Source organism: uncultured Xylophilus sp., assembly GCA_913776965.1.
Taxonomy (GTDB): Bacteria; Pseudomonadota; Gammaproteobacteria; order Burkholderiales; family Burkholderiaceae_C; genus Xylophilus.
In genome coordinates this window covers 14,848-28,191 of record CAJYQL010000010.1, presented here as the reverse complement: position 1 = coordinate 28,191, position 13,344 = coordinate 14,848, and the positions used below count along the sequence as shown (strand labels likewise).

Annotated in this window: 11 protein-coding genes and 1 pseudogene; 4 read left to right on the top strand and 8 right to left on the bottom strand. The window is 69.5% G+C overall.

Features of this window, described 5'->3' with window-relative positions; all coding sequences use genetic code 11:
* The 4 genes and pseudogenes from QZ500_RS01265 to QZ500_RS01250 all read right to left on the bottom strand — a co-directional run.
* A pseudogene (locus QZ500_RS01265) lies at positions 1 to 288 on the bottom strand (hypothetical protein); the annotation flags it as partial.
* 18 nt (positions 289 to 306) lie between these two features.
* Entirely contained in the window at positions 307 to 3,558 is a 3,252-nt protein-coding gene (locus QZ500_RS01260; RefSeq protein ID WP_295849839.1) for an efflux RND transporter permease subunit, read from the bottom strand.
* 108 nt (positions 3,559 to 3,666) lie between these two features.
* Positions 3,667 to 4,956, bottom strand: a complete 1,290-nt coding sequence (locus QZ500_RS01255) for an efflux RND transporter periplasmic adaptor subunit (protein ID WP_295849837.1) — start codon at positions 4,954 to 4,956, stop codon at positions 3,667 to 3,669.
* Between the two features lie 107 nt (positions 4,957 to 5,063).
* Positions 5,064 to 5,936, bottom strand: coding sequence for an alpha/beta hydrolase (locus tag QZ500_RS01250; RefSeq protein ID WP_295849836.1), 873 nt, complete (start codon positions 5,934 to 5,936; stop codon positions 5,064 to 5,066).
* Positions 5,937 to 6,145: 209 nt separating this feature from the next.
* Between QZ500_RS01250 and QZ500_RS01245 the strand changes: the two genes are divergently transcribed.
* The 4 genes from QZ500_RS01245 to QZ500_RS01230 all read left to right on the top strand — a co-directional run bounded on the left by QZ500_RS01245 (position 6,146) and on the right by QZ500_RS01230 (position 9,571).
* Positions 6,146 to 7,063, top strand: a complete 918-nt coding sequence (locus QZ500_RS01245) for a LysR family transcriptional regulator (RefSeq protein WP_295849834.1) — start codon at positions 6,146 to 6,148, stop codon at positions 7,061 to 7,063.
* Between the two features lie 112 nt (positions 7,064 to 7,175).
* Positions 7,176 to 7,436 carry a hypothetical protein gene (locus QZ500_RS01240; protein WP_295849833.1) on the top strand — a complete coding sequence of 87 codons (261 nt, stop codon included), beginning with the start codon at positions 7,176 to 7,178 and terminating at the stop codon, positions 7,434 to 7,436.
* A 108-nt stretch (positions 7,437 to 7,544) separates the two neighbouring features.
* Positions 7,545 to 8,222 carry a response regulator gene (locus QZ500_RS01235; RefSeq protein WP_295849831.1) on the top strand — a complete coding sequence of 226 codons (678 nt, stop codon included), beginning with the start codon at positions 7,545 to 7,547 and terminating at the stop codon, positions 8,220 to 8,222.
* On the top strand, positions 8,219 to 9,571 hold the full coding sequence (locus QZ500_RS01230; RefSeq protein ID WP_295849829.1) for an ATP-binding protein: 1,353 nt from the start codon (positions 8,219 to 8,221) through the stop codon (positions 9,569 to 9,571). The genes QZ500_RS01235 and QZ500_RS01230 overlap by 4 nt, the downstream gene beginning before the upstream one ends.
* A 21-nt stretch (positions 9,572 to 9,592) precedes the next feature.
* Here the strand turns inward: QZ500_RS01230 and QZ500_RS01225 are convergent, their stop codons facing one another.
* From QZ500_RS01225 to QZ500_RS01210, 4 genes are read right to left on the bottom strand one after another with little or no spacing between them, the layout of a single operon-like run.
* Positions 9,593 to 10,276 (bottom strand): tetratricopeptide repeat protein, encoded by a 684-nt coding sequence (locus QZ500_RS01225; RefSeq protein ID WP_295849827.1) that lies wholly within the window; start codon positions 10,274 to 10,276, stop codon positions 9,593 to 9,595.
* Between the two features lie 14 nt (positions 10,277 to 10,290).
* Positions 10,291 to 11,193 carry an SDR family oxidoreductase gene (locus tag QZ500_RS01220; RefSeq protein ID WP_295849825.1) on the bottom strand — a complete coding sequence of 301 codons (903 nt, stop codon included), beginning with the start codon at positions 11,191 to 11,193 and terminating at the stop codon, positions 10,291 to 10,293.
* Positions 11,190 to 11,879, bottom strand: a complete 690-nt coding sequence (locus QZ500_RS01215; protein WP_295849822.1) for an iron-containing redox enzyme family protein — start codon at positions 11,877 to 11,879, stop codon at positions 11,190 to 11,192. The genes QZ500_RS01220 and QZ500_RS01215 overlap by 4 nt, the downstream gene beginning before the upstream one ends.
* Complete coding sequence (locus QZ500_RS01210; RefSeq protein ID WP_295849821.1) at positions 11,876 to 13,339, bottom strand: AMP-binding protein; 1,464 nt, start codon at positions 13,337 to 13,339, stop codon at positions 11,876 to 11,878. Before QZ500_RS01210 ends, QZ500_RS01215 begins: the two co-directional genes overlap by 4 nt.
* Positions 13,340 to 13,344: the final 5 nt, after the last annotated feature.

Here is a 13,344-nt window from a genome sequence, read left to right as displayed (position 1 = left end):
GTTGGCCACGCCGGCGCGCTCGACCAGATCGTCGAGCACCGGATCGCCGAAGGCGCGCCACCAGGTGCCGCGCGCCTGCGCGTCGGCCGGCGGCGCCTGGGTCCAGCGGCCCTCCACCGGCGCGGACAGGGCCTGCTCCTTGAACTGCGCCGGCGCGGCGGCCAGCGCGGCGGTATCGACCGGCGGCGGCGATGCGCAACCGGCCATCACCAAGGCGGCGGCGAGCGGCAGCAGCGAGCGGCGCGCGGCGGCCCGCGCAGTGGAGGTGGAAAAACGAGGTGCGTGCATGGTCAGGTCCTCCTGCCGTCAGTCGTGGAAGCCGCGCGGTGCGGCGGGCAGCAGCCGGGCGTCGCTTGCGCCCGCGGCGAGCGGTACGGCGTGCGCGGGAGGCTCCGCCACCGGCGGCACCTCGCCGTGCTGCCGCAGCGGCCGGTTGCCGGCGAGGCGGCGTAACAGCACGTAGAACACCGGCGTCAGGAACAGGCCGAAGGCGGTCACGCCGATCATCCCGGCGAACACCGCGACGCCCATCGCCTGGCGCATCTCGGCACCGGCGCCGGTGGACAGCACCAGCGGCAGCACGCCCATCACGAAGGCCAGCGAGGTCATCAGGATCGGCCGCAGGCGCAGCCGGCTCGCCTCGATCGCGGCCTGCACCGGGTTGCGGCCGGCGAATTCCAGCTCGCGCGCGAACTCGACGATCAGGATCGCGTTCTTCGCCGACAGCCCCACCAGCACGATCAGCCCGATCTGGGTGAACACGTTGTTGTCGCCGCGGCTCAGCCAGACGCCGGTCATCGCCGCGAGCAGGCCCATCGGCACGATCAGCACGATGGCGAGTGGCAGCGTCAGGCTCTCGTACTGCGCGGCCAGCACCAGGAACACCAGCAGGATCGCGATCGGGAACACCAGCAGCGCGGAATTGCCGGCCAGGATCTCCTGGTAGGTCAGCTCGGTCCATTCGAAGGAGATGCCCTGCGGCAGCGTCTCCTGCGCTATGCGGTCGATCGCCGCCTGCGCCTGCCCCGACGAATAGCCGGGCGCCGCGGCGCCGTTGACGTCGGCGGCCAGGTAGCCGTTGTAGCGCATGGCGCGCTCGGGGCCGAAGCTGGCATCGACCTTCATCAGCGCCGACAGCGGCACCATCTCGCCGGTGGTGGAACGCACCTTCAGCAGACCCACATCCTCGGCCCGCGCGCGGTAGGGCGCATCGGCCTGCACCCGCACGCTGTAGGTGCGGCCGAAGCGGTTGAAGTCGTTGGCATACAGGCTGCCGAGGTAGATCTGCATCGTCTCGAAGATGTCGGTCACCGGCACGCCGAGCTGCCGCGCCTTGGTGCGGTCGATGTCGGCATACAGCTGCGGCACGTTGACCTGCCAGCTGGTGAACATGCCGGCGAGTTCCGGTGCCTGGTAGGCCTTGGCCATGAAGGCCTTCACCGCCGCGTCCATCTGGTCGTAGCCGAGCGAAGCGCGGTCCTCCAGCTGCAGCTTGAAGCCGCCGGTGGTGCCGAGGCCCGCCACCGGCGGCGGTGGGAACATGACGATGAAGGCATCCTGGATGCCCGCAAAGGCCTGGTTCAGCTGGCCCGCCACCGCGCCACCGCTCTGGTCCTTCTGCCGGCGTTCGGCGAAGGGTTTCAGCGTGGCGAAGACGATGCCCGAGTTGGAGCTGTTGGTGAAGCCGTTGATCGACAGGCCGGGGAAGGCGATCGCATCCTCGACGTTAGGGTTCTGCTTCATCAACTCGCCCATGCGGCGGATCACGTCGTCGGTACGGTCGAGCGTCGCGCCGTCGGGCAGCTGTGCGAAGCCGATCAGGTACTGCTTGTCCTGCGTCGGCACGAAGCCGCCGGGCACCAGCTTGAACAGGCCAACGGTCGCGGCGGCGAGCGCCAGGTACACCACCATCATCAGCGACTTGCGGCCGATGGCGCGGGCCACGCCGCCGCTGTAGGCCTCGGAGCCGCGATGGAAGAAGCGGTTGAAGCCACGGAACAGCCAGCCGAGGCTGCGGTCCATGCCGCGGGTCAGCGCGTCCTTCGGTGCGCCGTGGCCCTTCAGCAGCAGCGCGGTGAGTGCCGGCGACAGGGTCAGCGAATTGATCGCCGAGATCACGGTCGAGATCGCGATGGTCACGGCGAACTGCCGGTAGAACTGGCCGGTCAGGCCGCTGATGAAGGCGAGCGGCACGAACACCGCGACCAGCACCAGCGCGATCGCGACGATCGGCCCCGATACCTCGCGCATCGCGCGGTAGGTGGCCTCGCGCGGGCTCAGGCCGGCCTCGATGTTGCGCTCCACGTTCTCGACCACCACGATCGCGTCGTCCACCACGATGCCGATCGCGAGCACCAGCCCGAACAGCGAAAGCGCGTTGATCGAGAAGCCCAGCAGGTGCAGCACCGCGAAGGTGCCGACCACCGACACCGGCACCGCCAGCAGCGGGATGATCGAGGCGCGCCAGGTCTGCAGGAACAGGATCACCACCACCACGACCAGCGCGACGGCTTCCAGCAGCGTGTGGATTACCGACTGGATCGAGGCGCGCACGAACTGCGTCGGGTCGTAGGCGATGCGGAATTCCACGCCTTCCGGCATGTTCTTCTGGATCTCCGCCATCGTGGCGCGCACGTCGGCCGAGATGTCGAGCGCATTGGAGCCCGGTGCCTGGAACACGCCCATGCCGACCGCCGGGTCGTTGTTGAGCAGCGAGCGCAGCGAATAGTCGGCCGCGCCCATCTCGATGCGGCCGATGTCCCGCAGCCGGGTGACCGCGCCGTCGGCGCCGGTCTTGACGATGATGTCGCCGAATTCCTCCTCGGTCTGCAGCCGTCCCTGCGCGTTGATCGACAACTGCAGGTCCACGCCGGCAAGACCCGGCGACTGGCCCACCACGCCGGCCGCGGCCTGCACGTTCTGCCCGCGGATCGCAGCCACCACGTCGGCCGCCGACAGGCCGCGCTGCGCCACCTTCTGCGGATCGAGCCAGACCCGCATCGAATAATCGCCGCCGCCGAAGATCTGCACCTGGCCCACGCCCTGGATGCGCGCCAGCCGGTCCTTCACGTTGAGCACCGCGTAGTTGCGCAGGTAGTTCATGTCGTAGCGCTGGTTGGGCGACACCAGGTGCACCACCATCGTCAGGTCGGGCGAGCTTTTCACGGTGGTGATGCCGAGGCGGCGCACCTCCTCCGGCAGCCGCGGCTCGGCCTGCGACACCCGGTTCTGCACCAGCTGCTGGGCCTTGTCCGGATCGGTGCCGAGCTTGAAGGTGACGGTGAGCGTCATCACGCCGTCGGTGGTCGCCTGGCTGCCCATGTAGAGCATGCCCTCGACGCCGTTGATCTGCTCCTCGATCGGCGTGGCGACGGTCTCGGCGATAACCTTCGGGTTGGCGCCGGGATAGGTGGCGCGCACCACGACCGACGGCGGCGCGACCTCGGGATATTCGGAGATCGGCAGTCCGCGCAGCGCGATCAGGCCGGCGAGCAGCATCAGCACCGACAGCACGCCGGCGAAGATCGGCCGGTCGATGAAGAAGCGGGAAAAATTCATGACAAAGGTCTTTCGACGGCCGCGGCGTCCCCTGCCGCCGGTCGCAGCCGGCAGCACGGGGCACGGGCCGGGGCCCGGGGAATCAGGAAAGGAAACGCGCGGCGGCGGTCAGGACTGAACCGGGGCGCGGCGGGCGGCCGGGGCCTGCGCCAGGCTCTTCATGTCGACGTCCTTCGGCGCGACGGTGGCGCCGGGCCGAAGATGCTGCAGGCCGTTGACGATCACCCGCTCGCCGGCCTGCAGGCCGCGGTTCACCACCCGCAGGCCTTCGGCCGGGGCGCCCAGCACCACTTCGCGGTACTCGGCCTTGTTGTCGGCATTCACCACCAGCACGAACTTGCGGTTCTGGTCGGTGCCGACGGCCCGTTCGCTGACCAGCACCACCTGGGTCTCGCGCGGCTGGCCCATGCGGATGCGGGCGAACTGGCCGGGCATCAGCGTGCCGTCGGCGTTGTCGAAGGCCGCGCGCACCCGCACGGTGCCGCTGCGCGCATCGACCTGGTTGTCGATCAGCTGGAGCCGGCCCTGCACCGGCGTGCCGTCGACCGCCGCGGTGCCCATCTGCACCGGAATGCCTTCGATCGCACCGCGGGCGCCGGCGCCGGCAGGCAGTCCCTTCAGCGCCTTGGCGACCGCCTGTTCGTCGGCGTCGAAACTGGCGTAGATCGGGCTGACCGACACCAGCGTGGTCAGCACCGGCGCGCCCGGCCCGGCCGCGACCAGGTTGCCGGCGGTGATCTCTAGCCGGCCGATGCGCCCGGCCACCGGTGCGCGCACCTGGGTATAGGACAGATTGAGCCGCGCGGTCTGGAGCGCGGCGCGGGCGGCCCGCAGGTTGGCGTCGGCCTCGCGCTCGGCGTTGCGGCGCTCGTCGAACTCGCGCTGCGCGATGGCGCGGTCGTCCCACAGGCGCTGCGACCGTTCGGTTTCGCTGCGGCTGTAGGCGCTGCGCGATTCGGCGGCAGCGACTTGGGCCGCGGCCCGTTCCACCTCGGCGGCGTAGGGCGCCGGGTCGATGGTGACCAGCAGGTCGCCGGCCTTCACCAGCGCGCCTTCGCGAAAATGCATCGCCTGCACCGCGCCGGCGACACGCGAGCGGATCTCCACCCGCTGTACCGCCTCCAGCCGGCCGGAGAACTCGTCCCAGGCGGTGATGCCGCGCTCCGCGACCGTGGCTACCGTGACCGGCACCGCGGGTGGTGGCGCGACAGTGCTGGCGGCATCGGCGCCGACCGCCGGGGTCGCAAGGCCGACCACCGCCGAGACGATGGCCACGGCCGCGGTGGCGGCGGTGAGCACGGCGCCGAGATGGCGCGGCGCACGGCGGGGGGCCGCCGGATCGGCGGAAGGCGCGGAAGGCGTAGAAGGTGCGAGGTCGGGGCGGACGGGATCGTGCATGGCGGAACTCCGGAAGGAATGTGAAGGCAAAGGCTTCCCCCGTCCGGCACGCAGGGCGCCGTAACTCGGATGGAAAAAGCGAAAAAAGGGGTGGCGGGTGCGGCGCGCTAGGCCGGCGGCGGCGCCGCGGTCTGCGCGAAGAAGCCGCGCAGATGCGCCTGCACCGCGATGCCGCAGGCACACGGCTCGGACGCCATGTCGCCCAAGGTCTTGGCCGGCTGCCAGCCCGCGGCCTCGGGGATCAGGTTCCACTGCACCGGCACGCCGGCCGCACGCAGCCGCTCGGCGTAGACCTGGGCCTCGTCGCGCATCGGGTCGCCCTCGCCGGCCAGCACCAGGGTGGGGGCGATGTCGGCCAGCCGCGAGGACGCGCCCGGCACCGCATAGGGGTGCTCCGCGTCGCGCGGGCCGCGCAGATAGGCCATCCAGCCGTCGGACCATTTGCAGCGGACGCTGTCGCAAGTCGCCTCGCGCAGCGACGCGGTGCCGGTGCAGGGGTCGAGCATCGGCGACAGCAGGATCTGGCCGGCCAGCGGCGGGTGGCCACGGTCGCGCGCCATTACCGCCACCGCGGCGGCGATGTTGCCGCCCGCCTCCTCGCCCGCGAGGAAGATGCGGGCGCCGCGGCCGGCGAGCTTGGTGCGCTGCTTGTAGAGCCACTCCAGCGCGGCGAAGCCGGTCTCGATGCCCTCCGGAAACGGATGCGCCGGTGCCAGCGGATAGGCCAGCGAAACCGTCACCGCGCCCGCGCCTTCCAGCAGCCGCGGCACCAGGGCGCCGCTTTCCAGGCAGCCCGAGACGAACGCGCCGCCGTGGAAGTGCAGCACCAGCGGCGTGCCGCCGCCCGCGGTGCGCTGCCCGCGGCCGTAGATGCGCACCGGCACCTCGCCACGCCCGGGCAGCGCGATGGCGGCGTCGGCCCCGCAGCCGGCGGCAGCGGGGTCGGAAGGGGGCAGGTCGGCAGCGGTACGGGGTGTCATGGCGGTCGGTCGGTACAGCGGTGAGGATGTCACTGTAGGCGCTGCGGTGCCGCCGATAAACCGGTTACACGCCCATTCTCTGTTTCCCCGTCGCCAACAATCGCGGCCGCCGGCGGTGTGAGAATTTCCGCTACTCGAAGAGTAGAGATCTCGGGTAAAGAACGGTGTGCCGGGGTGCATGCCGCCATGCCGCAGGAGGGCAGAGGAACATGGACCAGATCCAGGCGATGCGGGCGTTCGTCCGCGTGGTGGAGAGCGGCACCTTCACCAAGGCGGCCGATTCGCTCGCGCTGCCGAAAGCATCGGTCACCAAGCAGATCCAGGCGCTGGAGAGCCGGCTGCGGGTGAAGCTGCTCAACCGCACCACCCGGCGCGTGACGGTGACGGCCGACGGCGCCGCCTACTATGAGCGTACCAGCCGGCTGCTGAGCGACCTGGACGACATCGAGGCCAGCATGACCAATGCGCAGGCCGACCCACGCGGCCGCCTGCGGGTGGACGTGGGCTCGTCGGTGGCGAGCCTGCTGATCGTGCCGGCCCTCGCAGGCTTCCATGCGCGCTATCCGGACATCCAGCTCGACCTTGGCGTCGGCGACCGGCCGGTGGACCTGATCGGCGACAACGTGGACTGCGTGATCCGCGGCGGCGAGCTGACCGAGCAGTTCCTGGTCGCCCGCCGCATCGGCACCCTGCCCTTCGTCACGGTGGCATCGCCCGCCTACCTGCAGCGCCACGGCACGCCGCAGCATCCGCAGGAACTGGACGACGGCGGCCACCGCACGGTCAACTATTTCTCGTCGCGTACCGGGCGGCCGTTTCCGCACGTGTTCCAGTGCGGCGACGAACAGGTGGAACTGTCGGGCCGCTACCAGCTGGCGGTCAACGAGAGCAACGCGCACACCGCCGCGGTGTTGAGCGGGCTCGGCGTGACCCAGAGCACCACCTTCATCGCGGCGCCGCACCTGGCGAGCGGCGCGCTGGTGCAGATCCTGCCCGACTGGCACCGGCCGCCGCTGCCCGTGCACGTGGTGTACCCGCCGAACCGGCACCTGAGCGCCAAGGTGCGGGCCTTCGTGGAATGGGCGGCGGAGCTGTTCGCGCAGCATCCGCATCTGCGCAGTGCCTGACCGACGGAACGGCAACTTGCGGCTTGCCGCCGGCCTTAAGGCAACGCAAAGGTTCGCCCGGGACCATCGGCCGGCATGAGCGCCTTTTCGCGCTGTCCCGCCGGAGCGACCGATGCCTGCGACAACATCCCACACCCCGAACGACTGCCTGCCTGCGGCGGTCGGTATCTTCACTGCGGCGGCCATGACCGCCGCAGTCGTGCTGCCGATGTACGACGCGCTGGATCACGCCCGTTTCAGCCCGTGGGGCGCGCTCACCGCGTATGTTCAGGAGCACCTGGCGTTCGGCACCTCGGCCCGGTCCGTGCAGCCGCCGGCACAGATCGCACCGGTCGCGGCAGATCAACCATCGACGGCCCGCCGTCCTGTCTGAGACCTGCTCGCATGGATCCAGCTGACGGCCAGATGCGGCCGCACAGTGGCTCGGCGGTCCCTCTCATAATGCGGTGACCGTCCTGCTATGCGGTCAGAGGCTCCTGCAATGCGTGTACTGGTAGTGGAAGACGATGTCCTGCTCGGCGAAGCCCTCGCCACCGGCTTGCGCCAGCGCAACCATGCGGTCGACTGGTTCTGCGACGGCGCCCAAGCCGATGCGGCCATGGCCGTGACCGCCTTCGATGCCGTGGTCCTGGATCTCGGTCTGCCGCGCGGCGACGGCATGGTCTGGCTGCGTCGATGGCGCGGACGCGGCCTCACCCTGCCGCTGCTGATCCTGACTGCGCGCGACGGGGTGGAGGACCGGGTGGCCGGTCTGGACGCGGGCGCCGACGACTACCTGGTCAAACCGATCACCCTCGACGAACTGGCGGCCCGTCTGCGGGCCCTGGTGCGGCGCTCGGCCGGCCAGGCGCAGGCCGCGTGGCAGCAAGGCGATCTGCAGTACGACCCGGCCACCAAGGTCGTCCTGTGGAAGGGGCAGCCGGTCGATCTCACCAGCCGCGAACTGGCAGTGCTCGAAGCCCTGATGACCCAGTCGCAGCGGGTGCTGTCGAAAGCGCACCTGATGGAAAAGCTCTACGACTGGAGCGGTGGGGAACCGGAGAGCAATGCGCTGGAAGTGCATATCCACCATCTCCGCCGAAAGATCGACCCAGCCATCGTGCGCACCGTGCGCGGCGTCGGCTATGCGATCGGATCGGGCAAGGCGCCCGCCGCATGAGCCTGCAGAGGCGCTTGCTGCTGTATCTGCTGCTGTGCGCGCCGCTGGTGTGGGGCGTGGCGCTGTATTTTTCCGTGCACCGGGCCCGTCACCAGATCAACGAACTGTTCGATACGGAACTCATCCGGCTCGCGCGGCAGGTGCACTCGACACTCGACCCGTCGCTCGGACCCTCGGACGCCCAGTTGCCTGCAGCGCCGGAGGAAGGATCGCCCGATGCCGGCGAATCGGACATCCGCGATCTGGCCGTGGCCGTCTGGGATCAGAGCGGCCAGCTGCTGCTGGCGGACCGTGAGGGTATCCAGCTGCCGCACCTGCCCCGTCGCAGCGGCTTTTTCAACGAGGATGTCGCCGGGCGCCCCTGGCGGATCTACTACCTGCAGTCCCTCGACGGTCGCTGGCAGGTGGCGGCCGGCCAAGCGGCCTACGAGCGCGACGAGCTGATCTACGGGTTGATGGTCAGCCAGGTGGCGCCCTGGTTCGTGGTGCTGCCGTTTCTCCTCGTCTTGATGGCCTGGGCCGTCCGGCGGGCGCTGTCGCCGATCGGGACGCTGACGGCAGACCTGGCCTCGCGGTCAGCCGACGATCTGCAACCCATACCCGTCCAATCGATCCCGGTCGAACTGCGACCCATGCTGGAGGCGATCAATGCGCTCTTTCTCCGGATCGACGAACTGCTGGTGCGCGAACGGCGCTTCACCGCCGACGCCGCCCACGAATTGCGCACGCCCCTGGCCGTCCTGCGCGCGCAGTGGGATGTGGTGCGGCTGTCGTCGACCGCGCCCGAACGCGAACATGCAGGCCACCAGCTCGATGCCGGGCTGGACCGGATGGCACGGCTCGTCACCCAGATGCTCGCCCTGTCGCGTGTCGAATCGGGCGACGTGCCCCCCTTGAAAGAGGTGGATTGGGTGCCGATCGTGGAACGCGCGATGGGCGACTGCCTGTTGCTGGCGGAACGCCGTGGCATCGAACTGGCTTGCGAATGGCCGTCAGCGGGCGTGCATCCGATGCCGCTGCTGGGCGACGAGCATCTGCTGACGGTGCTGCTGCGCAACCTGCTCGACAACGCTGTCCGGTATGCACCGGCCGGAACAGGCGTCGTGATGCGGTTCCTGCCGGATGCGGTCGAGATCGAAAACGGCGGCCCCCCGCTGCCTAGCGCGCGCCTGGCCCGGCTGGGTGAGCGCTTCTACCGGCCCGAAGGCCAGGAGGAAGTGGGCAGCGGACTGGGGGTATCGATCGTCCAGCGCATCGCAGCCCTGCATGAGCTCGATGTGGTTTTCAGCGCGGGCCGCCAAGGCGAAGGGGTGAAGGTGCAGCTGCGCTTCAGTGCAGCGCAGCATTGACGGCCGGCGGCTCCAAGAGGTTTAGCGGGCCACCTTGGTCTTTTCCAGCAACGCGCGGGCTTCTTCGCGCCGTCCGCTGTCTGCCACCTGCCGGCCCGGTCGTGCAGGCGCAGCGATCGCGCGGTTCAGGTAGGTGGCGGCCTGGTCAGGCTGCTTCGTCTCGAGCAGGTACTCGCCATAGAAAAAGTTGGGATCGATGCCTTTCGGATTGATCGACAGCGCCTTCTGCAGCAGCTCCTTCGCTTTGGCCTTGTCGCCGAAACCCACCGGCCAGCCGGGCACCTTGTAGTAGAGGACGCCGAGGCTGTTGTAGGCCGAGCCTTCCAGGGCGTTGCCGTCGATGGCGATGGACGATTCGTACAGCGCCTTGGCCTGCTTGACCAGCGACAGCCCGCCCAATCCGCCCTTCTCTCCCGCCCACGAACTCAGGACGATGCCCTCCCAGACCAGGGGCTCCGCCCGGCCTGGGTAGCTCTCGCTGACTTTGTGGGCCTTGGCCGCCAGGGCCTCGAACCGCTTTTCGCGTTCGGCTTCCGGGGTCTGGTAGCGGATCACTTCCCAGTTGTGCTGCAGTTCGGTCACGGCATCGTCGACGGCGTCCGCCATCGCGGGGGACGTGGACAGGGAGGCCGCCAGGGCACAGGCCGACGCCAGAAGCGTCAGGAGAGATCGTCGGCGGCTCAAAAAGGTCTGGTGGTGTTGCATGTTCTTTTTTCGATTCACGATTTGCTGGTCGCCAGCGGTTGCATCAGGGAACAGGTGTCGGTGTCGGATGCGGCGCCCGACGGCGTGCCGCTGCCTCCGCCCGCCTCCGGTCGCGCGAGCGGCGGCAGGCTGCTGCGGTGCTTGGCGAACGCGCCGTCGAGCAGGGCCGGCGCCAGACCATTGAGACGCACCGCGAACTTCTCGGGGAATCCCAGAAAGCGTTCGGGCGCTCCGCTGGCCAGCAGGTCCAGCACCGCCTGCCCGACGACGGCCGGGTCGTCCATGGCCGTGGCCGTGGCCTGGTTGTATTGCGTGGCAGCGTCGCTGTTGAATGCGGTGCGGGTACTGCGGGGACCCAGGTACTGGACGCCGACCCGCGTGCCGCCCAGCTCCCGCCGCAGCGATTCCGCGAAGCCGCGCAGCCCGAACTTGCTCGCGCTGTACACGCTGTAGCCGGGCAGCCCGAGGCGTCCGAGTACCGACCCGATGAACAGGATGCGCGCATCGGCTCGGCTGTGCAGATGCGGCAGCAGCGACTGGGTCAGCAGCATCGGCACCAGCAGGTTGAGGTTCAGTACCTCGCCCATGGCCGCAGCGTCGAGCGTCTCCAGACGTCCGAAGGCCGGCATGCCGGCGTTGTGGATCACGACGTTGCAGCCCCATTCGGCCGCTGCGTCCGAGAGTTCGGCCAGGCCTTCCGTACGGGTCAGCTCGGTCGCCAACCATTCCACCTGCGGACGGCCAGCGGCCGCTGCAGAACGCTCGCGCATCAGCGTGCGGGCCTGTGCCGCGAGCCGGGCCGGCGAGCGCCCCACCAGCATCACCGCGGCGCCGGCGCCCACCAGCGCAGCCGCGGTCGCCTGGCCGATCCCGCCAGTGGCACCGGTCAACAACACCCGGGCATCTGCGGTCTTCATGCGGCGGCCAGGACGGTATCGGTCTGTGCCTGGGCATGCGGCAGGGGCAGGCTCCGGAACACATCGCCATAGAGGCGGTAGAACGCCCGCGCCGCATGCACGATGTCCGCGCGATCCTGCGGATGGTCGATCTGGTCCATCAGCAGTTCGAAATGCGCCGTGTGCTCCTGGTCGAGCGTGCCGTGCGAACGCAGGTAGCTGAACGCGGCATCCGGCAGTTGGAGATGCTGCTGGATCTGGTCGGCCGCGAGCAACGCCAGCGACACGCTGGTGCCCTCCAGCACATGCACCATGCCGAAAAAGCCGAGCGGGTTGCGCCGAGCGATCAGGTCGTACGCGAATGCGACCATCACTTCAGTCGCATGACCGGGCAGCCCGTGACGCACGGCGTCGGCATCGCTTCCTGCCGCGCGGATGTCGTCCAGGATCCATTGATCGTGACCCTGCTCTTCTTCGATGTATTCGTCGAGTGCCTCGCGCAGCCACAGGTTGCGTTCCTGCAGTGCCGCCCGGCATGCGTGCAGCAGCGGCACGGTGTGGCGCACATGGTGGTAGGCCTCCCGCAGGAAAGCGACATAGCTCGGAAGCGAGACTTCGCCGCGCAGGCAGCCCTGGATGATGGGGGCGCCGAGCAGACCCATGCGGGCATCGGCCGTTTGCTCGACCAGTTGTTGGTAAAAGCTCATACGTGCATCAGTGGTGAAAAAACAGGGGCGGCAGGCATTGCGGCGCTCCCGCCATGCAGCCGCAGAACTGCGGCGCGTTGCGGTCGGCCGTTGGCGGTGGCGCAGCCCGACGCCAGCGTGAAATCGGCTTGCGCCCGCACCCATCGGTGGACGCGGGCGTAGTCGGGCAGCGTCGTATTGGCGGCGTCGACGGCGGCCTGCAGCACGGCATCGGCGACGTCGGCCCGGGTGGGCCACAGCACGGCCCACAGCGCCGGCTCGCCGTCGCCGAAGACCACCGCGTGGGCGACGGCAGGCTCGCTGCCCAGCGCGGTTTCCACCCATTCCGGCGACACATTGCGGCCGAAGGTCGTGATCAGCACATGCTTCTTGCGGCCGCTGATGTGCAGGAAGCCTTCCGCATCGATGCGTCCCAGATCGCCCGTCGGCCACCATGCGCCCTGACGCGCGGTGGTGTCGCCGGTAGGGCCCAGGTAGCCCAAGAACAGACTGCCCGCGACCTCGATCTCGCCGTCGCCCGCGATGCGGATCTGCGCATGCGGAAGCGGACGTCCCGCACTTCCGCTCACGGCGGCACCGGGCAGGTTCAGCGCCTGGACCGATGCGCCCTCGGACAGCCCATACCCTTCGAACGCCGGGATGCCCATCGCGTGCGCTGCCTGGAGCAGCCGGGCACCCACGGCCGCACCGCCGACCGCCACGAGCTTGAGACCATCGGGTGCTCGCTGCCCCGTCTGCATCAGGTAGGCGGTCCAGATCCGCAGCATCTGCGGAAGCAGGATGATGCTGTCGGGCCGGTGAAGCACCACGGCCTGATGGAATCGGGCGGCATCGAAGCTTGACGAACCTGCCAGGCCGAGCTCTGCCAGCGGCAACGTCACACAGGTGGCACCGCGCATCAGCGGCGCCATCAGGCCGGCGATGTTTTCCAGCAGAACAGAGAACGGCAATGCGCACAAATGGCGCCGGATATCGAGCGGCTCCAGGGCTGCGACCAGTCCCGCCGCGACCGACTCCATCGCGGTCGCCGACAGGCACACGCCCTTGGGCGCTCCGGTGGTACCGGAGGTGAAGGTGATCTTCGCCGTCCCTGCCGGCATGGATGCGGTGCGCGCCGGCAGCCGTACCAGCACCAGGGCCTGCCCGGCGACGACCAGCGGCGACCCGCCCGCAGCGGGCCACAGTGCGGCGACTGGCGCTGTCGTCAGCACCGTATCGACGCCGGCCGCGCCCAGCGCATGGGCGATCTGCTCCGGGGTAAAGAAGGGGGGCAGCGGCACATGGACGATCCCGACACCGGCGGCGGCGCGATCGGCCACGACCCACGCCGGCGTGTTGTCCATCAGCGTGGCCATCACCCGGATGCCCTGCGTCATCAACCGTTCTGCCAGCGTGTGCGTCTCGGCGTCGAGTTGCGCGAAGGTCCAGCGGCGTTGCCCGTCGTCGAGCGCTACGTCCATCGGAT